Annotated in this window: 21 protein-coding genes and 1 other RNA gene; 5 read left to right on the top strand and 17 right to left on the bottom strand. The window is 59.9% G+C overall.

Annotated elements, in window-relative coordinates:
* Positions 1-4: 4 nt before the first annotated feature.
* The 9 genes from mraY to rsmI form a co-directional block, all read right to left on the bottom strand.
* Positions 5-1,087, bottom strand: coding sequence for a phospho-N-acetylmuramoyl-pentapeptide-transferase (gene mraY, locus DBR18_RS09985; RefSeq protein WP_007961631.1), 1,083 nt, complete (start codon positions 1,085-1,087; stop codon positions 5-7).
* A complete protein-coding gene (murF, locus tag DBR18_RS09980; protein ID WP_108590195.1) occupies positions 1,087-2,454 on the bottom strand; it encodes a UDP-N-acetylmuramoyl-tripeptide--D-alanyl-D-alanine ligase in 1,368 nt (455 codons plus the stop codon). Before murF ends, mraY begins: the two co-directional genes overlap by 1 nt.
* Complete coding sequence (locus tag DBR18_RS09975; RefSeq protein WP_108590194.1) at positions 2,447-3,910, bottom strand: UDP-N-acetylmuramoyl-L-alanyl-D-glutamate--2,6-diaminopimelate ligase; 1,464 nt, start codon at positions 3,908-3,910, stop codon at positions 2,447-2,449. Before DBR18_RS09975 ends, murF begins: the two co-directional genes overlap by 8 nt.
* Positions 3,910-5,649, bottom strand: a complete 1,740-nt coding sequence (locus DBR18_RS09970) for a penicillin-binding protein 2 (protein WP_177325714.1) — start codon at positions 5,647-5,649, stop codon at positions 3,910-3,912. The genes DBR18_RS09975 and DBR18_RS09970 overlap by 1 nt, the downstream gene beginning before the upstream one ends.
* Positions 5,649-5,942, bottom strand: a complete 294-nt coding sequence (gene ftsL / locus DBR18_RS09965) for a cell division protein FtsL (RefSeq protein WP_108590193.1) — start codon at positions 5,940-5,942, stop codon at positions 5,649-5,651. The genes DBR18_RS09970 and ftsL overlap by 1 nt, the downstream gene beginning before the upstream one ends.
* On the bottom strand, positions 5,939-6,886 hold the full coding sequence (rsmH, locus tag DBR18_RS09960) for a 16S rRNA (cytosine(1402)-N(4))-methyltransferase RsmH (protein ID WP_371921081.1): 948 nt from the start codon (positions 6,884-6,886) through the stop codon (positions 5,939-5,941). Before rsmH ends, ftsL begins: the two co-directional genes overlap by 4 nt.
* A complete protein-coding gene (gene mraZ / locus DBR18_RS09955; protein WP_003205355.1) occupies positions 6,883-7,338 on the bottom strand; it encodes a division/cell wall cluster transcriptional repressor MraZ in 456 nt (151 codons plus the stop codon). Before mraZ ends, rsmH begins: the two co-directional genes overlap by 4 nt.
* Positions 7,339-7,739: 401 nt before the next feature.
* Positions 7,740-8,092, bottom strand: an RNA gene (gene rnpB, locus DBR18_RS09950) — RNase P RNA component class A.
* Positions 8,093-8,165: 73 nt separating this feature from the next.
* Positions 8,166-9,071, bottom strand: a complete 906-nt coding sequence (gene rsmI, locus DBR18_RS09945) for a 16S rRNA (cytidine(1402)-2'-O)-methyltransferase (RefSeq protein WP_108590192.1) — start codon at positions 9,069-9,071, stop codon at positions 8,166-8,168.
* Between the two features lie 177 nt (positions 9,072-9,248).
* Here rsmI and DBR18_RS09940 point away from each other — a divergent pair, with 177 nt between their 5' ends.
* The 4 genes from DBR18_RS09940 (at position 9,249) to DBR18_RS09925 (ending at position 12,695) form a co-directional block, all read left to right on the top strand.
* On the top strand, positions 9,249-11,060 hold the full coding sequence (locus DBR18_RS09940; RefSeq protein ID WP_108590191.1) for a penicillin-binding protein activator: 1,812 nt from the start codon (positions 9,249-9,251) through the stop codon (positions 11,058-11,060).
* Positions 11,060-11,422 (top strand): YraN family protein, encoded by a 363-nt coding sequence (locus DBR18_RS09935; protein WP_007961623.1) that lies wholly within the window; start codon positions 11,060-11,062, stop codon positions 11,420-11,422. Before DBR18_RS09940 ends, DBR18_RS09935 begins: the two co-directional genes overlap by 1 nt.
* Positions 11,423-11,526: 104 nt before the next feature.
* Positions 11,527-12,120 carry a phosphoheptose isomerase gene (locus tag DBR18_RS09930; protein WP_025109297.1) on the top strand — a complete coding sequence of 198 codons (594 nt, stop codon included), beginning with the start codon at positions 11,527-11,529 and terminating at the stop codon, positions 12,118-12,120.
* Complete coding sequence (locus tag DBR18_RS09925; RefSeq protein ID WP_108590190.1) at positions 12,117-12,695, top strand: BON domain-containing protein; 579 nt, start codon at positions 12,117-12,119, stop codon at positions 12,693-12,695. Before DBR18_RS09930 ends, DBR18_RS09925 begins: the two co-directional genes overlap by 4 nt.
* Positions 12,696-12,846: 151 nt before the next feature.
* Here DBR18_RS09925 and DBR18_RS09920 read toward each other — a convergent pair whose 3' ends face one another.
* From DBR18_RS09920 to rplM, 7 genes are all read right to left on the bottom strand, one after another.
* A complete protein-coding gene (locus DBR18_RS09920) occupies positions 12,847-13,260 on the bottom strand; it encodes a ClpXP protease specificity-enhancing factor (protein WP_108590189.1) in 414 nt (137 codons plus the stop codon).
* Positions 13,261-13,276: 16 nt separating this feature from the next.
* The gene (locus tag DBR18_RS09915; protein WP_003228048.1) at positions 13,277-13,894 is read right to left on the bottom strand and encodes a glutathione S-transferase N-terminal domain-containing protein; all 618 of its coding nucleotides are present in this window, start codon (positions 13,892-13,894) and stop codon (positions 13,277-13,279) included.
* 146 nt (positions 13,895-14,040) lie between these two features.
* Positions 14,041-14,823, bottom strand: coding sequence for a cytochrome c1 (locus DBR18_RS09910; protein WP_108590188.1), 783 nt, complete (start codon positions 14,821-14,823; stop codon positions 14,041-14,043).
* Positions 14,823-16,034, bottom strand: coding sequence for a cytochrome bc complex cytochrome b subunit (locus DBR18_RS09905; protein WP_007961618.1), 1,212 nt, complete (start codon positions 16,032-16,034; stop codon positions 14,823-14,825). Before DBR18_RS09905 ends, DBR18_RS09910 begins: the two co-directional genes overlap by 1 nt.
* On the bottom strand, positions 16,034-16,627 hold the full coding sequence (gene petA, locus DBR18_RS09900; protein ID WP_003228055.1) for a ubiquinol-cytochrome c reductase iron-sulfur subunit: 594 nt from the start codon (positions 16,625-16,627) through the stop codon (positions 16,034-16,036). Before petA ends, DBR18_RS09905 begins: the two co-directional genes overlap by 1 nt.
* 270 nt (positions 16,628-16,897) lie before the next feature.
* A complete protein-coding gene (gene rpsI, locus DBR18_RS09895; protein ID WP_007961615.1) occupies positions 16,898-17,290 on the bottom strand; it encodes a 30S ribosomal protein S9 in 393 nt (130 codons plus the stop codon).
* Between the two features lie 14 nt (positions 17,291-17,304).
* Positions 17,305-17,733: a 50S ribosomal protein L13 gene (gene rplM / locus DBR18_RS09890; protein WP_003228062.1), complete on the bottom strand. Its 429-nt coding sequence runs from the start codon at positions 17,731-17,733 to the stop codon at positions 17,305-17,307.
* Positions 17,734-17,977: 244 nt separating this feature from the next.
* On the opposite strand from rplM, the gene DBR18_RS09885 reads away from it, so the two are divergent.
* Complete coding sequence (locus tag DBR18_RS09885) at positions 17,978-19,018, top strand: NADP(H)-dependent aldo-keto reductase (RefSeq protein WP_041073179.1); 1,041 nt, start codon at positions 17,978-17,980, stop codon at positions 19,016-19,018.
* 88 nt (positions 19,019-19,106) lie between these two features.
* On the opposite strand, the gene DBR18_RS09880 is transcribed toward DBR18_RS09885, so the two are convergent.
* The coding region (locus DBR18_RS09880) for an acyl-CoA dehydrogenase family protein (RefSeq protein ID WP_256588660.1) at positions 19,107-19,976 on the bottom strand (870 nt) is incomplete at its 5' end.

Here is a 19,976-nt window from a genome sequence, read left to right as displayed (position 1 = left end):
CGTTCTACCTCAGCTTCAGGGTGGCAAGGCCGATCAGCACGAGAATCACGGTGATGATCCAGAAACGGACGATCACGCGTGGCTCGGGCCAGCCCTTGAGTTCAAAGTGGTGATGAATCGGTGCCATGCGGAACACGCGGCGACCGGTCATTTTGAAAGAAGCAACCTGGATAACCACCGACAGGGTTTCCATCACGAACACGCCGCCCATGATGAACAGGACGATTTCCTGACGGACGATCACCGCAATGGTGCCCAGTGCCGCACCCAGTGCCAGAGCACCGACATCGCCCATGAACACTTGCGCCGGATAGGTGTTGAACCACAGGAATCCGAGTCCGGCACCGATCAGTGCGCCGCAGAACACGATCAGCTCGCCCGCGCCCGGCACGTAAGGGATCAGCAGGTACTCGGCGAATTTCACGTTACCCGACAGGTAGCAGAAAATCCCCAGACCGCCGCCGACCATCACGGTAGGCATGATCGCCAGACCGTCGAGGCCGTCAGTCAGGTTGACCGCGTTGCTCGAACCGACGATCACGAAGTAGGTCAGTACGATGAAACCGGCGCCCAGCGGAATGCTGTAGTCCTTGAGCATCGGCAGGATCAGCGTGGTTTCCACCGGCGTGGTCGCGGTCATATAAAGGAAGATCGCCGCGCCCAGACCGAACACCGACTGCCAGAAATACTTCCAGCGGCTTGGCAAGCCGCGAGAGTTCTTCTCGATCACTTTGCGGTAATCGTCGACCCAGCCGATGGCGCCGAACAGCAGGGTCACCAGCAGCACGACCCACACGTAGCGGTTGCTCAGGTCAGCCCACAGCAGAGTGCTGACGCCGATGGAAGACAGAATCAGCGCGCCGCCCATGGTCGGCGTACCCGACTTGGACAGGTGCGATTGCGGGCCGTCATTGCGTACGGACTGACCGATCTGACGGTTCTGCAGGGTACGGATCATCCACGGGCCGTAGCACAGCGACAAAACCAGCGCGGTCAGCACACCGAGAATCCCGCGCAGGGTCAGGTACTGGAAGACCGCGAAGCCTTTGTAGAACTGTTGCAGATACTCCGCTAGCAGCAGCAGCATTAATGTTTCTCCAGACTGGACCCGCACAGAGCCGCAACGATGTTTTCCATCGCTGCACTGCGCGAACCCTTGATCAAAATGGTGGTGTTTGTGTCCTGCTCGGCATCAAGGGCTTTGATCAGTTCAGCTTGCGTGCCGAAGTGATGCGCCTCTTTACCGAATGCGTTCACGGCGTGGACCATGTTCGGCCCGACCGCGTAAAGCGCGGAAACCTTGCCACGGGCGTATTCGCCCACGTCGCGGTGCCCCTGCTCCGCCCAGTCGCCCAACTCGCCGATATCTCCGAGCACCAGGACGGTGCGGCCGGAAAAGCCGGCGAGTATATCAACGGCAGCGCACATGGAGGTGGGGTTTGCGTTGTAAGTGTCATCGATCACGCGCATGCCGTTTTTCGCCAGCTGCGCGACGGTGCGACCCTTGACCGGTTGTACCGCGCCAAGCCCGGTGGCGATGCCGAACAGCGAAACGCCCAGGGCATGTGCGGCACCGGCGGCAGCCATGGCGTTGGCGACGTTATGGGTGCCGAGCAGGTTCAGTTGAACGTGCTCCACACCTTCAGGTGTATGCAGGTTGAAGGCCGGGCAACCCCGGGCATCGGTGCTCAGGTCGCTGGCGTAGAAGTCTGCCTGAGGATTGCTCAGGGAGAAGGTCAGCACCTTGCGCGCACCGGCACGGGTCTTCCAGATACCGAAGGCCTTGTCGTCGAGGTTGAGGACAGCGATGCCATCCGCCGCCAGACCGTCGATGATCTCGCCCTTGGCCTCGACGATTTTTTCCGGGCCGCCAAATTCGCCAACGTGGGCAGTACCCGCGTTGTTGAGGATCGCCACATGCGGCTTGGTCAGCCCGACGGTATAGGCGATTTCACCCAGACGCGATGCGCCCAGCTCGATCACGGCGGCGGTGTGTTCCGGGGCCAGTTCGAGCAGGGTCAGCGGCGCGCCGAGGTCGTTGTTCAGATTGCCACGCGTGGCGAGCACGGCACCCCGGGTGCGCAGGATGCTCGCGAGCATTTCCTTGACCGTGGTCTTGCCGCTGGAGCCGGTGATGGCTGCGACCGGTTGCGTGAACGCGGCACGGTTCAGCGCGCCCAACTGACCGAGGGCCTGGCGGGTGTCCTTGACCAGCAGTTGCGGCAAGGTGCTGTCGGGCACTTCGCGCTCGACCAGCGCCGCGACCGCGCCTTTGCCGGCGACGTCGTTCAGATAGTCGTGACCATCGAAGCGCGGGCCCGTCAGGGCAATAAACAGTTGGCCAGCAGTAATCGCACGGCTGTCGATGCTGACACCGTCGAAACTGGCATCGGTGCTGATCAGACGTGCGTCGAGCACGTTGGTCAGCTCGCTCAATTTCAGCGCCTTAAGCATGGGCCACCTCCCATGCGGTGAGGGCATGATCGGCTTCGACCAGATCGGAGAACGCGTGACGTTCGCCGTTGATTTCCTGATAGTCCTCGTGACCTTTGCCCGCCAGAACGATCACGTCATCCGCCGACGCACCGGCAATCAGCTGGGCGATCGCCTGACCACGGCCGGCGACGAAGGTTACCTTATCCACAGCGGTGAAACCGGCGCGGATGTCATCGAAAATCTGCGCCGGGTCTTCCGTGCGCGGGTTGTCATCGGTGACCAGTACGCGATCAGCCAGACGCTCGACCACTTCGGCCATCAGCGGACGCTTGCCGCGATCGCGGTCGCCGCCACAGCCGAACAGGCACAGCAACTGGCCTTTGACGTGTGGGCGCAGCGCGGTCAGAACTTTTTCCAGGGCATCCGGGGTGTGGGCGTAATCGACCACCACCAGCGGCTGAGTGCCGCCACCCAGACGCTGCATGCGTCCGGCCGGGCCTTCGAGTTTCGGCAGCACCTTGAGAATTTCGTCGAGGGCATAGTCCAGACCGAGCAAGGCACCGACCGCCGCCAGTACGTTGCTCAGGTTGAAACGGCCCAGCAGCGTGCTGCGCAGATGGTGCTCGCCCTGCGGCGTGACCAGCGTGGCACGCACGCCGTGGTCATCGAACTGCGCTTCACGGCAGAACAGGTAGGCGCTGCTGTCGAGCAAGCTGTAGGTGATCAGCCGCGACTCACGTTTTTCGGCGGCCAGTTGCCGACCGAAATCGTCGTCGAGGTTGACCACGCGGCACTTCAGGTCATTCCAGGCGAACAGCTTGGCCTTGGCCTCGGCGTACGCCTGCATGGTGCCGTGATAATCCAGATGATCGCGGGACAGGTTGGTCATCACCGCAACGTCGAACGCCAACGCGGTGACCCGGCCCTGATCCAGACCGTGGGACGACACTTCCATGGCCACGGCTTTGGCCCCGGCCTTTTTCAGGTCGCCGAGGGTCGCTTGCACGGCAATCGGATTCGGCGTGGTATGCAGACCACTTTCCAGCGCGCCATAGAAGCCGGAGCCCAGCGTGCCGACGATGCCGCAGTGCTGACCGAGCAGATCCAGTGCCTGCGCAACCAGTTGGGTCACGCTGGTTTTGCCGTTGGTGCCGGTCACGCCGATCAGGTTCAGGTGATGGCTCGGTTCGCCATAAAAACGCCCGGCGATATCGGACAGCTGCGCCGCCAGACCTTTGACCGGAATCAACGGCACTTCGGTGATCGGCAGCACGGTGGCGCCTTCCACTTCGTAGGCAACCGCCGCCGCGCCGCGCTGCAAGGCATCGGCGATGTGCGCACGACCATCGAACTTGCCGCCGGGCACAGCGAGGAAAAGATCACCCGCACGTACGTTGCGGCTGTCCAGCGCCAGTTCACGGATCAGCAGATCGTGGCCGGCGTGGGGAAATATCTTGTTCAGACTAAGAGACATCAGCCGCGCCCTCCATTGGCTTTCAGCGGAACGACCGGGGTAGCGTTGGCCTGTTGGGTGGTCGGCAGGTTGTCCGGGGTCACGTTCATCAGACGCAGGGTGCCGGACATCACACGGCTGAATACCGGCGCCGACACCAGACCACCGAAGTAACCGGCCTTGGACGGTTCATCGATCACCACCACGATGGCGTAACGCGGATCGCTCATCGGGCCGAAACCGGCGAACAACGAGCGGTACGAGTTTTCGGCGTAGCCCTTGGTGCCCACCGACGTTTTGCGCGCAGTACCCGACTTGCCGGCCACGTGATACGCCGGCACCTGCGCACGGAACACGCCGCGCGGTGCTTCGATCACTTGCTGCAGCATGCCCTGCATGGTTTTCGCCACCGCTTCCGGCAGCACTTGGGTGGTCTGCGGCGGCTTGTCGGTTTTGATCAGGGTCAGCGGCGCCAGACGACCGTTGTTGGCCAGCGCCGAGAATGCGTGCACCAGCTGGATCGCGGTCACGGAAATACCGTAGCCGTAAGACAGCGTCGCGGTTTCAGCCTTGCGCCAGTCGCGGTAGTTCGGCAGGTTGCCGACACGCTCGCCCGGGAAACCGAGGCCGGTGTCCTGGCCGAGGCCGACTTTCTGGGCGAGACGGTAAATGGTCTCACCGCCGATATCGAACGCGACCTTGCTCATGCCGACGTTACTGGAATTGATCAGGATACCGGTCATGTCCAGCACCGGACCTTCGGTCTTGGAAACGTCCTTGATCGTGTACTTGCCGATCTGCAGGGAACCCGGATACACCTCGACGGTGTCGCTCGGCTTCCAGCGACCGGACTCGATCGCGGCGCTCATCGAGATCGCTTTCATGGTCGAACCCGGTTCGAACACGTCGATCATCGCGCGGTTACGCATCATCGCCGGTTGCAGGTTGCGACGGTTGTTCGGGTTATAGGTCGGCTGGTTGACCATGGCAAGAATCTCGCCGGTCTTCACGTCCATGATCACCAGGCTGCCGGCCTTGGCGCCGTTCTCGATGATCGCGTTGCGCAATTCGCGGTTGGCCAGGTATTGCAGGCGCAGGTCAATCGACAACGCCAAGGGCTTGCCGGCCTTGGCGTTCTTGGTGACCTGGACATCCTTGATCAGCCGACCGCGCCGATCCTTGATGACCTGCCGTTTGCCCGGCACACCGGCCAGCCACTCGTCGTAGGCCAGCTCGACGCCTTCGCGTCCGTGATCGTCAATGTCGGTAAAGCCGACCATGTGCGCGGTGACCTCGCCAGCCGGATAGAAGCGGCGGAACTCTTCGATGCCGTAAACGCCCGGCACTTTCAGGTCGAGCACAGCCTGGCCTTGCTCGGGGGTCAGCCCGCGCACCAGATAGATGAATTCTTTATTGGCTTGCGCTTCAAGGCGTTCGGCCAAGGCTTTCGGATCCTGCCCCAGCGCCGCGGCCAGTGCTGGCCACTTCTCTTTGGCGGTCTGCATTTCCTTTGCGTTGGCCCACAGGGTGGTCACCGGGGTACTCACGGCCAGAGGTTCGCCATTGCGGTCGGTGATCAGACCACGGTGCGCAGGAATCGGAATATGACGCAGACTGCGCGCGTCGCCCTGCCCCTTGAGGAAGTCACGGTCAACCACTTGCAGGTCGATGATGCGCCAGCAGATCGCCGCAACCATCACGCCGAGCAGGGCCACCATCAGGCGGAAGCGCCACGGGAAAAGTGCGCCTTCGAGTTTCATCATGGCGCCACCATCTTCACGTCAGCCGCGCCAGGGATGTGCATCTTCAGTTGTTCGGTGGCCAGCACTTCGATGCGGCTGTGCGCAGTCCAGGTGCTTTGCTCGAGAATCAGGCGCCCCCACTCGGCCTGCGCCTTGTCGCGCACGCTGAGTTCGTTATAAAGATTGTTGAGCAACTGCCGGTTCCAGTGCGCGCTGTAAGACACGCCAATGGCCGACACGAGCACGCCGACGAACAGCAGCAGCATGATAAAGCTGCCGCCCGGCAGGGGCTTGGCGAAAAGCTTGCTCACCGCAACTTCTCCGCGACACGCATGACAGCGCTACGGGAACGTGGGTTGGCTTTGAGTTCGGCATCAGAGGCCGTCTGCGCTTTGCCATGGACTTTGATTTTCGGTTCGAACGCCACGTGGCGAACCGGCAGGTTGCGCGGCAGGTTGTCGGCTTCGCCTTTTACCAGCTTGCGCATGAACAGTTTGACGATACGGTCTTCCAGCGAGTGAAAGCTGATGACCACCAGGCGGCCACCGATCTCCAGAGCATCCAGTGCGGCTTCGAGGCCGGCTTCCAGATCACCCAGTTCGTTGTTGACGTGAATGCGCAAGCCCTGGAACGCGCGGGTGGCGGGGTTCTTGCCCTTTTCCCACGCCGGGTTGGCGACTTTCAGGACTTCGGCCAGATCGGCGGTGCGCTCGAACGGCTTGATGTCGCGGCGCTCGGCCACGGCACGGGCCATGCGCCCGGAGAAACGTTCTTCGCCGTATTCCTTGAACACCCGGGCGATTTCTTCCACCGGTGCGGTGTTGACGAATTCGGCAGCGCTGATGCCACGGGACGGATCCATGCGCATGTCCAGCGGGCCGTCGTTGAGGAAACTGAAGCCGCGCTCGGCGTCATCCAACTGCGGCGAAGACACGCCGAGATCGAGCAGGATACCGCTGACCTTGCCGCTCAGACCCTGCTCGGCAACCACCGAACCCAGTTCGGCAAAGCTGCGCTGCACAACGACAAAGCGGCCGTCTTCGGCCGCTAGCGTTTGCCCGGTGGCAATCGCCTGAGGATCCTTGTCGAACCCGATGAGTCGACCGTCCGGCCCGAGCTGGCTGAGGATCAGCCGGCTGTGCCCGCCGCGCCCGAACGTACCGTCCAGATAGCAGCCATCAGGGCGTACGGCGAGAGCCTCGACGGCTTCGTCAAGCAGTACGGTGATGTGGTTAAAGCCGCTATCAATAGTCACAGGATCAAATCACGCAGTTCGTCAGGCATGGCGCCCGGTTGTTGAATAGCAGCAAGGTCAGCGGCAGATACCGCGTTCCATGCATCCTCGTCCCACAATTGGAACTTGTTCAGTTGGCCTACCAGCATCGCGCGCTTATCGAGCTTTGCGTATTCGCGCAGACGCGGCGGAACCAGAAAACGACCACTGCCATCGAGCTCGAGGTCGACGGCATTACCAATCAATAAACGTTGCAGGCGACGGTTCTCTTCGCGTAGCGAAGGGAGTGCGCGCAACTTGGTTTCAATAATTTCCCACTCATCGAGCGGGTAGACACACAGGCACGGATCAACGGCATCAATGGTCACGATAAGTTGACCGGAACTACGCGAAACGAGCTCGTCACGGTACCGGCTCGGCATGGCGAGACGGCCCTTTGCGTCGAGACTGATAGCGTTAGCTCCGCGAAACACGTCAGCGTTTCTCCAATTTTTATCGTTTTGAGCTCAAAAAACCCACTTCATGCCACTTTCCGCCACTTGCGCACACTATAGGAATGCGCCCACCACACCGTCAAGGCGCGGATTAAAGGAAAACCCTTACAGAACGGAGATTTAGGAGCTTAAAAGGAGGGGCAACGAGAATCTGACGGAGACTTTCGACCAATAACTTGATGCAGCACTGAAAGCTGCGCTCGAAAGTTAAAGTAATTTGTTAAGAGTAAGATTTTTTCGGTATTACAAAAGCGCTTCTGCTGTTGATTGAAGCAAGGTGGGAAATGGCTATTACTGCATTCGCCGCTGCCGAACTTTAGCGCAGGCCTGCCGATAATACACAGCCCTGATACCAAAGATTCAAGCAGGGAAAGAAAAAGGTGGAGAGTCGATCTGTAAGCCGGGTTCTGTCTTGAACAGTCATTCGTCTACGATGGCCATCGCTGGACATCTTTAGCAACCTACCCGGTCCCAGCGCGGGCCACGCCTTGGGACCCTATTTGGTCTTGCTCCAAGTGGGGTTTACCTAGCCACGAACTGTTGCCAGACGTGCGGTGCGCTCTTACCGCACCTTTTCACCCTTACCGGCGCCAGGCGCTTAGGCGGTTATTTTCTGTGGCACTTTCCGTAGGCTCACGCCTCCCAGGCATTACCTGGCACTTCGCCCTATGGAGCCCGGACTTTCCTCCCCCCTCTAATTTTCATAGAGGGCAGCGACTGTCCGATCGACTCTCCGCCGCGCAGGTTAACGGCAGAGCGCCCGAAGAACAAGCGCTAATAGCCGCCAGACCGGTCTGCGCGACGGGTTACTCGCCCTTCTGCTGATCCAGCGCGACCTGGTACAGCACGTTCTTGCGTTCACCGGTGATTTGCGCAGCCAGAGCGGCGGCGCGCTTGAGCGGCATCTCTTCCAGCAGCAGGTTGAGAACGCGCATGGCCTCGCTGCTCACCGCGTCTTCGGACTCCGGCGCGGACCAGCCCGCCACCAGCACCACGCATTCGCCGCGCTGCTGATTGCTGTCCGACTCGACAAATGCCCGAAGCTCAGCCAGCGGCAAACCTTTGAGCGTTTCGAACGTCTTGGTGATTTCCCGGGCCAGCAACGCCTGACGCTCGCCGCCGAACACCGCTTCCATGTCCTGCAGACACTCAAGAATACGATGCGGGGCCTCGTAGAAAATCAGTGTGCGCGGCTCTTCCTTGACCGCTTCCAGACGTGCCTTGCGCCCCACCGACTTGGCCGGCAGGAAGCCTTCGAAGATGAACCGGTCGGAGGGCAGCCCCGCCGCCGACAGCGCCGCGATCAACGCGCAGGCACCCGGCACCGGCACCACATTGATTCCAGCTGCCCGCGCCTGCCGTACCAGGTGATAACCCGGATCGGAAATCAGCGGTGTCCCGGCATCGGAAATCAGCGCGACGTTGTCGCCCGCCAGCAAACGGGTAATAAAGCGGCTACCTTCATCACGTTCGTTATGTTCATGGCACGCCGCCAATGGCGTGGCAATGCCGAAGTGCTGCATCAACCGCGCGGAGTGGCGCGTGTCTTCAGCAGCGATGAGCGCCACTTCGCGGAGGATTTTCAGAGCCCGGGCGCTGATGTCGTCCAGGTTGCCGATGGGCGTCGCCACCACATAAAGCGAGCCAGCAGCGGAATTCAAAGGACCTGGAGCAGTCAAAGCGCACACCTCATGATCGGTAAAAGCCGGCATTGTAACGCGTCACGAGGCTTGCGATGCGCTCCGGCCGACGCCGGTTTTGCGCATCCCTGTGCAGCGCTGCAACATTTGCTTCAGCTAAATTGACGGTTTCACGCCAGTAACATCGCGCCCCGGCCAGTGCTTGGGTACAATTCCACGCTAATTTGATCGAGTATCAGGAACACTTACATGATCGCTTGCCTGCGGCTGTTCACTGCCCTCTGCCTCGCTGCCTTGCTGGCGGCCTGCGCCAGCTCCCCTTCCTCCAGCCTTGGCGAACTTCCACGGACTCCGGATGCCAGCATCGAGCAACTGCTCGAACAGGCGACCCAGGCCAAGACGCCGGAAAAAGCCGCCCTGTTGCGCTTGAGCGCGGCCGACCTGGCTTATCGCCAGGGCAACGCCGGCCAGTCCGCGCAGATCCTGCAACAAGTGCCGATGGAGCAGTTGAAGCCAGGCCAGCAGATCTTCGCCAGCACCCTGTCTGCTGAACTGGCGATGACCCGCAATCAGCCGAAAGCCGCGCTGACGGCCCTGAGCCATCCGAGCCTGCAGCACCTGAGCGAGATGCCGGAAGACCAGCAAGTACGCACCGGCACCGTGCATGCCCGCGCACTGGAAGCCGATGGCCAGACTCTGGCGGCCGCTCGCGAGCGCATCTTCATTGCACCAATGCTCAAAGGCGAAGCCGCGAGCAAGAACCACGAAGCCATCTGGACGCTGATCGCTTCGCTGCCAACCGATCAACTGCAAGCCAACACCTCCGACGATCTCGGCGGCTGGATGGGCCTGGCCCTGGCGGTGAAAACCGCTGGCACCCTGGAGCAACAGCAAGCGGCGATCGACAACTGGCGCGCTCAGAACCCGAAACACCCGGCAGCAATCAACCTGCCGCTGCCACTGACCAAACTCAAGGAACTGGCCAGCCAGCCCCTGAGCAAGATCGCTCTGCTGCTGCCGCAGGACGGCCCGCTGGCCTCGGTCGGCAAGGCCCTGCGTGAAGGCTTCATGGCTGCGCACTATCAAGCGCAACAGGCCGGCCAGAAGCCGCCCGCCATCGAGTTCTACGACAGCTCCAAACTGACCTCGATGGACGAGTTCTACCGCAAGGCCCAGGCCGATGGCGTGCAACTGGTGGTCGGCCCGCTGGAAAAACCGCTGGTCAAACAACTCAGCACCCGTCCGCAACTGCCGATCACCACCCTCGCGCTGAACTACAGCGAAGGTGATCAAGGTCCGGTGCAACTGTTCCAGTTTGGTCTGGCCGCTGAAGACGAAGCCCGCGAAGTCTCGCGCCGTGCCCGCGCCGACGGCCTGCATCGCGCCGCCATCATGGTGCCGAAAGGCGAATGGGGCGATCGCGTACTGCGTGCGTTCAGCCAGGACTGGCAAGCCAACGGCGGCAGCATTGTCGCCACCGAACGTGTCGATCAGCCGGTGCAACTGGCCCAGCAGATCGCCGACATGTTCCAGCTGCGTCAAAGCGAAGCCCGCGCCAAGAGCCTGCAGAACGCCGCTGGCACCAACGTAGCCGCACAGCCGTCACGCCGTCAGGACATCGAATTCATCTTCCTGGCAGCCACCCCGCAACAGGCGCAGCAGATCAAGCCGACCCTGAACTTCCAGTACGCCGGTGACGTTCCGGTCTACGCGACTTCCCACGTGTACAGCGCCAGCGGCGACGTGAATCAGTACAACGACATGAACGGCGTGCGCTTCTGCGAAACCCCATGGTTGCTGGAAACCAGCGACCCGCTGCGTCAGCAAGTGGTTGCGCAATGGCCACAGGCCGCCGGCAGCCTCGGTCGCCTGTACGCGATGGGCGTGGATGCGTATCGCCTGGCACCGCGCCTGGGTCAACTCAAGGCCCTGCCGGACAGCCGCATCGAAGGTGAATCCGGCAGCCTCGGCATGACCCAGACTCAGCGCGTCGTACGCCAGCTGCCTTGGGCGCAGTTCGTCAGCGGTCAGGTTCAGCGCCTGCCGGACACCCCGCGCTGATGCCCGACGGCTCGCACCTGCAAAGTGGTAAAGATGCCGAGCGCCAGGCGCTCGAGCATCTGCAACACCAGGGTCTGCGCCTGCTGGCGCAGAACTGGTCATGCAAACGGGGCGAGCTTGATCTGGTCATGCTTGATGGCGATACAGTAGTATTCGTCGAAGTCCGCTACAGAAAAAACACTCAATGGGGTGGCGCGCTCGCTAGCATCGATGAGCGCAAACGGCAGAAACTGATTTTCGCCGCACAGTATTTTCTTCAGCGTGAATCACGCTGGGCCGATTCCCCTTGCCGCTTCGACGTGGTGGCCATCGACAGGCACCCGGATCAGTTGAACTGGTTGCAGAATGCGTTCGATGGTTGATTCTCTGCACACCACCCCGGACACTTTCACCGACAATTTTTGCTCTTTGCTTTGCGGGCTGCACTTTCATGTGCCGAACAGCCGCGCTACTTAAGGTCACACAGATGGACATGCAATCCCGAATTCGCCAGCTTTTCCAGGCCAGTATCGACACCAAGCAACAGGCGATGGACGTACTTGCACCGCACATCGAGCAAGCCAGCCAGATCATGGTCAACGCACTGCTCAACGAAGGCAAAATGCTTTCGTGCGGCAATGGCGGCTCGGCCGGCGACGCCCAGCACTTCTCCTCGGAGTTGCTCAACCGCTTCGAGCGCGAACGCCCGAGCCTGCCGGCCATCGCCCTGACCACCGACAGCTCGACGATCACCTCGATCGCCAACGACTACAGCTATAACGAAGTGTTCTCCAAGCAGATCCGCGCGCTCGGTCAGCCAGGCGATGTGTTGCTGGCGATTTCGACCAGCGGCAACTCGGCAAACATTATTCAGGCGATCCAGGCCGCACATGATCGCGAAATGGTTGTCGTAGCATTGACTGGCCGCGATGGCGGCGGCATGGCTTCATTGCTGCTGCCTGAAGACGTGGAGATCCGCGTACCGGCCCACGTCACTGCACGTATTCAGGAAGTCCACCTGCTGGCGATCCATTGCCTCTGCGATCTGATCGACAGCCAACTGTTCGGGAGTGAAGAATGACCCCTAATCGCCTTGGCCTTCTGGCCTTGACTCTGTGCCTGGGCATCAGCGGCTGCACCTCGGTGGTGAATGCCAGCCGTGAAGCGCCGATTGAAGATGACCGTGGCACCCGGACCTTCGGCAGTAAAATCGATGACTCGCTGATCGAGACCAAAGTCGGCGTCAATGTGGCCAAGGCCGATCCGGCGCTGGACAAGGACTCGCACATCGTTGTCACCAGCTTCAACGGCGTGGTGCTGCTCGCCGGCCAGACGCCGCGTGAAGACCTCAAGGCCAAGGCCGAACAGGCCGCCGCCAACGTCCAGCGCGTGAAAAAAGTACACAACGAGCTGCAGGTCATTGCCCCTTCAAGCTTCCTCGCCCGCCAGAACGATGCCTGGCTGACCACCAAGATCAAGACCCAGATGCTTGCCGACGCCAGCATTCCCGGCTCGCGCATCAAAGTCGTGACCGAGAACGGTATCGTCTACCTGCTGGGCCTGTTGACCAAGCAGGAAGCGCAACAGGCGACCAACCTGGTGCAAGGCGTTTCCGGCGTACAGAAAATCGTCAAGCTGTTCGAATACATCGACTGACCGATACCCATGTAGGAGCTGCCGCAGGCTGCGATCTTTTGATTTTGTTTTTAAGATCAAGATCAAAAGATCGCAGCCTCGTTCCACTCGACAGCTCCTACAGGAATAGAACAGATATAAAAAAGGCGACCCTTCCGGGTCGCCTTTTTTATTATTTCACCACTTTCAAACTTGGCCGGCCGCTTGGGCGCGGCGGCTCGCTGTCCGGTGGCGGCAGATCGTCATCGGGCTCGATATCGCCTTCGTCATCCATCGGCGACTCGAGATCGAACACCATGCCCTGACCGTTTTCCCGAGCGTAAATGCCCAGGATCGCACTGATCGGCACATACAGGCTGTGCGGAACGCCACCGAAGCGACCCTCGAAGGTCACCACGTCGTTGTCCATGTGCAAGTGACGCACGGCGCTGGGCGAAATGTTCAGGACAATCTGCCCGTCACTGGCAAAACCCTGTGGCACCTGCACTGCCGGGTACTCGGAATTGACCAGCATGTGCGGGGTGCAATCGTTATCCACAATCCACTCGTAGAGCGCGCGGACCAGATAAGGTCGACTGGAGTTCATAGCGGCTCCTTAAGCCTTAGCGCATATCGCGTTCGACGCCAGACAGACTCGCCTGGAAAGCCTCACGCGCAAACTGGCGCTCCATATAATCAAGCAGCGGCTTGGCCGGCCGCGGCAGTTCAATACCCAGAATCGGCAAACGCCAGAGTATTGGCAATAGGCAGCAATCCACCAGACTTTGTTCCTCACTGAGGAAGAACGGCTTGTCGGCAAACAGCGGCGACACGCCCGTCAGGCTTTCACGCAATTCCTTGCGCGCCACGACACGCGCGGCTTCCTTGGTTTTCGGATCCAGGATCAGATCCACCAGCCCACACCAGTCGCGCTGAATACGGTGAATCAGCAGGCGGCTGTTGGCACGCGCCACCGGATAAACCGGCATCAGTGGCGGATGCGGGTAACGCTCATCCAGATATTCCATCACCACGGTCGACTCCCACAACGCCAGGTCACGATCGACCAGCGTCGGGAGACTGCCGTAAGGGTTCACCTCAATCAGTTTAGGCGGCTGGCGGCCAGCTTCCACGTAAATGATTTCGGCGCTGACACCCTTCTCTGCAAGCACGATGCGCACTCGGTGGGAATAGTGGTCGGCGGGGTCGGAGTAACAGGCCAACCGATTGGTCACGCCCATGGCGATCCTCCTCGCTTGTTGAAATGATCGGAACCGGAAAAACGCGCGCGCCCAGAGGGCGCCTCCCGCAATGCCTGGCGAACCAGACCTTGCGTTATCGGAGGCGCCCTTGGGCGCGCGCGATTAACAGCAATGCTTGAAGCGTATCAGTGCACGTCTTTCCAGTATTCACGCTTGAGCAGGTAGGCGAACACAAAGAAGAACGCCAGGTACAGCAAGACGTAGGTACCGATGCGCTGATGTTGCAGCTTAACCGGGTTAGCCGAGTAAGCCAGGAAGGTTACCAGATTCTTGACCTTCTCATCGAACTGCTCTTCGTTCAGAGCACCGGTTTTCGGCACGATGGTCAACTGATCGCACGCTTCATGGGTCAACGGCGTACCGGTCAGCGGATCATATTGCTTCTTGCCGTCCTCGACGATCTGCACTTGCTTGCAGCCCACCACCTGACGACCTTGCAGGCCGACCAGCACGTTGGGCATGCCGACGTTCGGGAAGACCTTGTTGTTCACACCCCAAGGGCGCGCCGGATCTTCGTAGAACGAGCGCAGATAACCGTAGAGCCAGTCGGTGCCACGTACGCGAGCCACCAGGGTCAGGTCCGGCGGCGCAGCACCGAACCAGGTCTTGGCGTCCGTTGGCTGCATGCCGATGTTCATGTGGTCGCCGATCTTGGCGCCAGTGAACACCAGTTTCTCGAGCATCATGTCGTGGGGAATGCCGAGGTCATCGGCCACCCGCTCGTAACGCTGGAACTTGGCACTGTGGCAACCCATGCAATAGTTGGCGAAGGTGCGCGCACCGTCTTGCAGGGCAGCTTTGTCGGACACGTCGATATCGACTTTTTCCAGCTCCGGGCCACCATGTTCGGCGGCGAAAGACAGGGCAGGCAAAGCAGCGAAAATCAGAGCAAAAAATAACTTTTTCATCAGCCAGTCACCCTTTCCGGAACCGGTTTGGTCTTCTCGAGCCTGGTGTAGAACGGCATCAGAATGAAGTAGGCGAAGTACAGGAAGGTGCAGACCTGCGATACCAGCGTGCGCTCCGGAGTCGGGGCGAGTACACCCAGAATGCCGAGGATCACGAACGCGATGCAGAACACCACCAGCCAGATCTTGCTCATCCAGCCCTTGTAGCGCATCGATTTGACCGGACTGCGGTCAAGCCACGGCAGCACGAAGAGCAAGGCAATCGAGGCGCCCATGGCGATAACGCCCATGAGTTTGTCCGGGATCGCACGCAAGATCGCGTAGAACGGCGTGAAGTACCAGACCGGGGCAATGTGCTCGGGTGTCTTGAACGGGTTGGCTTGCTCGAAGTTTGGTTTTTCGAGGAAGTAGCCGCCCATTTCCGGGAAGAAGAACACGATAAAACAGAAGATGAACAGGAACACCACCACGCCGACAATGTCTTTCACGGTGTAGTACGGGTGGAACGCAATGCCATCCAGCGGCACACCGTTTTCATCTTTGTGCTTCTTGATGTCGACGCCGTCAGGGTTGTTCGAACCGACTTCGTGCAGCGCCAGAATGTGCAGCACCACCAGACCGAGGATCACGATCGGCAGGGCCACGACGTGCAGGGCGAAGAAGCGGTTCAGGGTGATCCCGGAGATCAGGTAGTCACCACGAATCCACTGGGTCAGGTCGTTGCCGATCACCGGGATCGCACCGAACAGCGAAATGATCACCTGGGCGCCCCAGTAGGACATCTGGCCCCACGGCAGCAGGTAACCCATGAACGCTTCAGCCATCAGCGCCAGGTAGATCAGCATGCCGAAGACCCATACCAGCTCACGGGGTTTCTGATACGAACCGTAGAGCAGGCCACGGAACATGTGCAGATAGACCACGATGAAGAACGCCGAAGCGCCGGTGGAGTGCAGCAGACGCAGGATCGAGCCGTACTCGACGTCGCGCATGATGTATTCGACGGAAGCGAATGCCTCTTCTGCCGAAGGGGTGTAGCTCATCGTCAGCCAGACACCGGTGACAATCTGGTTGACCAGCACCAGCAGTGCCAGCGAGCCGAAGAAATAGAAGAAGTTGAAGTTTTTTGGCGCGTAATACTTGCTGAGATGGTCTTCCCACATTTTGGTCGCGGGGAAGCGCGCATCAACCCAATCCATGAACTTGCTCATCACGCTTTCTCCGTATCGACGCCAATGACAATCAGGTCATCGGTCTCATAGGAATGCGGGGGAACTGGCAGGTTCAAAGGCGCAGGTTGCGACTTGTAGACGCGGCCAGCCAGATCGTAGTGGGAACCGTGGCAAGGGCAGAAATAGCCGCCGACCCAGTCTTTACCCAGATCCGCAGGTGCCACTTCGGGACGGAAGGTTGGTGAGCAACCCAGGTGAGTGCAGATCCCGATCAGCAGCAGAATTTCCGGCTTGATCGAACGCACTTCAGGATCGACATAGGTAGGTTGCGTGGAGTTTTTGGAAGTCGGATCGGAGAGCTGGCCCTCGATCTTCTTGAGATTCCCCAGGATTTCCGCAGTGCGGCGGACAATGAACACCGGCTGGCCGCGCCACTCGGCAATCATCTGCTGTCCTGGCTCGATCTTGCTGACATTCACTTTCACCGGTGCACCGGCGGCTTTCGCCTTGGCACTGGGAAACCATGACCCCACGAACGGGACCGCAGCCCCCACCGCTCCTGCAGCACCCACCACGGATGTGGCTGCTACCAAGAAGCGACGCCGGCCTGCATTCACGCCGTCATTGCTCATTCAGTCCTCTCCCATCAGCTTTGTGGCCTGTTAAATCAGGCATCTACTAAATAAATCAATGTTACTTATAAAAATTTTGCCGAGATGGTAATGAAAAGCCCCAATTCTGACAAGGGAATTACCCGGAGCTCACACCCTCAAGCCTTGCAGTATAGGGGGTCTACGAATGTGGCAAGTTGTCACAGCGCAATTCTTTTGATAAATCGCAGGCATAAAAAAACGCCCGGTTCCGTGAGGAATCGGGCGTTCTTTTTTGAACGTGGAAACGAATTAACGCTTCGAGTACTGCGGACGCTTACGCGCTTTACGCAGACCAACTTTCTTACGTTCAACTTCACGGGCGTCGCGAGTAACGAAGCCAGCTTTGCGCAGAGCGCTACGCAGGGTTTCGTCGTAGTCCATCAGAGCGCGAGTGATGCCGTGGCGGATTGCGCCAGCCTGACCACTTACACCACCGCCGATGACAGTGACGTAGATGTCGAACTTCTCGACAGTCTCGGTCAGTTCCAGCGGCTGACGAACTACCATGCGGGCAGTTTCGCGGCCGAAGAACGAGTCCAGGGAGCGGTTGTTGATGGAGATGTTACCAGTACCCGGACGCAGGAAAACGCGTGCGGTTGCGGTCTTGCGACGGCCAGTGCCGTAATTTTGAGTCGCCGACATAATGAACTATTCCGTTAAATCTTCAGTTCTTGGGGCTGCTGAGCAGTATGAGGGTGTGCAGCGCCCGCATAGACTTTCAGCTTACGGTACATGTCGCGACCCAGTGGGTTTTTAGGCAGCATGCCTTTAACCGCGGTCTCGATCACGCGCTCAGGGGCCTTGGCGATCAGCTTTTCAAAGTTGATCGACTTGATGCCGCCCGGGAAACCGGAGTGGGAGTAGTACATTTTGTCAGTGGTTTTAGCGCCGGTAACACGGATCTGCTCGGCGTTGATTACGACGATGTAGTCGCCGGTGTCAACGTGAGGAGTGTACTCAGGCTTGTGCTTGCCACGCAGACGGCTCGCGATTTCGGTGGCCAGACGACCCAGGGTCTGACCAGCAGCGTCGACGACAAACCAGTCGCGCTTTACTGTTTCCGGTTTAGCAGTAAAAGTTTTCATTCTTTATAGCCTCAGGGGCCGCCTGTAAATAAGACGGCGGATCTTACTGAATAGTGCGTACTTTGACAAGTCAAAGGCAGCCGGATACAGACGCTTTCGGGGGCTCGGGTCGGCGCGTCCGTTCAACGGCAAGATTCTTCGGCGGCGGCGCATCACTTCCACTGCAGAAAGAGGTCAGCAATTATGCAGATTGCGAAAAAATTTTCAACCTGCTTTTATGATTGTTTTGCCCAAGGAGCACCCGATGGACTATCGCCAGCTAGGCCGTACCGACCTGAACGTGAGTGCAATCTGCCTCGGCACCATGACCTGGGGCGAGCAAAACACTGAAGCTGAAGCCTTCGCCCAGATCGAGCGGGCCAAGGAAGCCGGGATCAATTTCATCGACACCGCCGAGATGTACCCGGTGCCGCCGAAAGCCGAAACCTACGCCACCACCGAGCGCTACATCGGCAATTACTTCAAAAGCCGTGGTGACCGCGCCGACTGGATCCTCGCCAGCAAGATCGCCGGTCCCGGCAACACCATCGATTACATCCGCGACAAAAACCTGCGCCATAACCGCCAGCACATTACCGAAGCGGTGGATGCCAGCCTCAAGCGCCTGCAGACCGACTACATCGACCTCTACCAGTTGCACTGGCCGGAGCGCAGCACCAATTTCTTCGGCCAACTGGGTTACAAACACAAGATCGAAGCCAACCTGACGCCGCTCGAAGACACCCTCGAAGCGCTCGACGAGCAAGTGAAGGCCGGCAAGATTCGCCACATCGGCCTGTCCAACGAGACACCATGGGGCACCATGCGCTTCCTCGCCCTGGCCGAGGCCCGTGGCTGGCCGCGCGCAGTGTCGATCCAGAACCCGTACAACCTGCTCAACCGCAGCTTCGAAATCGGCCTGGCGGAAATCGCCATCCGTGAACAATGTGGCCTGCTCGCCTATTCGCCGCTGGCATTCGGTTTCCTGTCGGGCAAATACGAAGGTGGCGCTCGTCCGCCAAAAGGCCGCCTGAGCCTCTACAGCCGCTTCAGCCGCTATTTCAACGCGCAATCGGAAGCCGCCTGCAGCCGTTACGTGGCCCTGGCCCGTGAACACGGTCTGGATCCGGCGCAGATGGCCCTGGCGTTCGTCACCCAGCAACCGTTCGTCACCAGCAACATCATTGGCGCAACGACGCTTGAGCAACTGGACAGCAACATTGCCAGTTTTGATCTGAAACTTTCCGATGAAGTGCTGGCGGGGATCGAGGCGATTCACAAGGATCATCCGAACCCGGCACCGTAAGTAAAAAGATCGCAGCCTGCGGCAGCTCCTACAGGGTTCACACCGATCCGGTGTAGGAGCTGCCGCAGGCTGCGATCTTTTCAGGCTCTCACAGCGACCGCGCGATGATCTCCTTCATGATTTCATTGGTGCCGGCATAGATCCGCTGCACCCGCGCATCCGCCCACGCCCGGGCCACCGGGTATTCCCACATGAAGCCGTAGCCGCCATGCAACTGCACGCACTCGTCGAGCACTTTGCATTGCAGGTCAGTGCCCCAGTATTTGGCCATCGCCGCCGTCGGCACATCCAGCTTGCCTTGCAGATGCAGCTCCAGGCACTTGTCGACAAAGACCCGGCCGATCTGAATCTCCGTAGCCATCTCCGCCAGCTTGAAGCGGGTGTTCTGGAAGTCGGCAATCGCCTTGCCAAACGCCTTGCGATCACGGGTGTAATCGAGCGTCCACTTCAGCGCAGCCTCGGCTGAGGCCAGCCCACCGATCGCCACGGTCAGGCGCTCCTGTGGCAGTTCCTGCATCAGGTAGGCAAACCCTGCCCCGGCCTGCCCCAAGAGGTTTTCCTTCGGCACGCGCACGTCCTGGAAGAACAGTTCCGACGTGTCCTGGGCCTTCATTCCGACCTTTTCCAGGCGTTTGCCCTTCTCGAAGCCCGGCGTATTCGCTTCCACCACGAACAGGCTGGTGCCCTTGGCACCGGCCTTGGGATCGGTCTTGGCGACCACGATCACCAGGTCAGCCAGAAAGCCGTTGGTGATGAAGGTCTTGGAGCCGTTGATCACATACTCGTCCCCGTCCAGCACCGCCGTGGTCTTGACCCCTTGCAGGTCGGAGCCGGCACCCGGCTCGGTCATGGCAATCGCGCTGACCATCTCGCCAGAGACCAGTTTCGGCAGGTACTTTTGCTTCAGCGCCTCGCTGCCGTAATGCAGGATGTACGGCGCGACGATGTCCGAATGCAG

Source organism: Pseudomonas sp. HMWF021 (genome assembly GCF_003061005.1).
GTDB lineage: Bacteria > Pseudomonadota > Gammaproteobacteria > Pseudomonadales > Pseudomonadaceae > Aquipseudomonas.
This window is presented reverse-complemented; position numbering and strand designations above follow the sequence as displayed.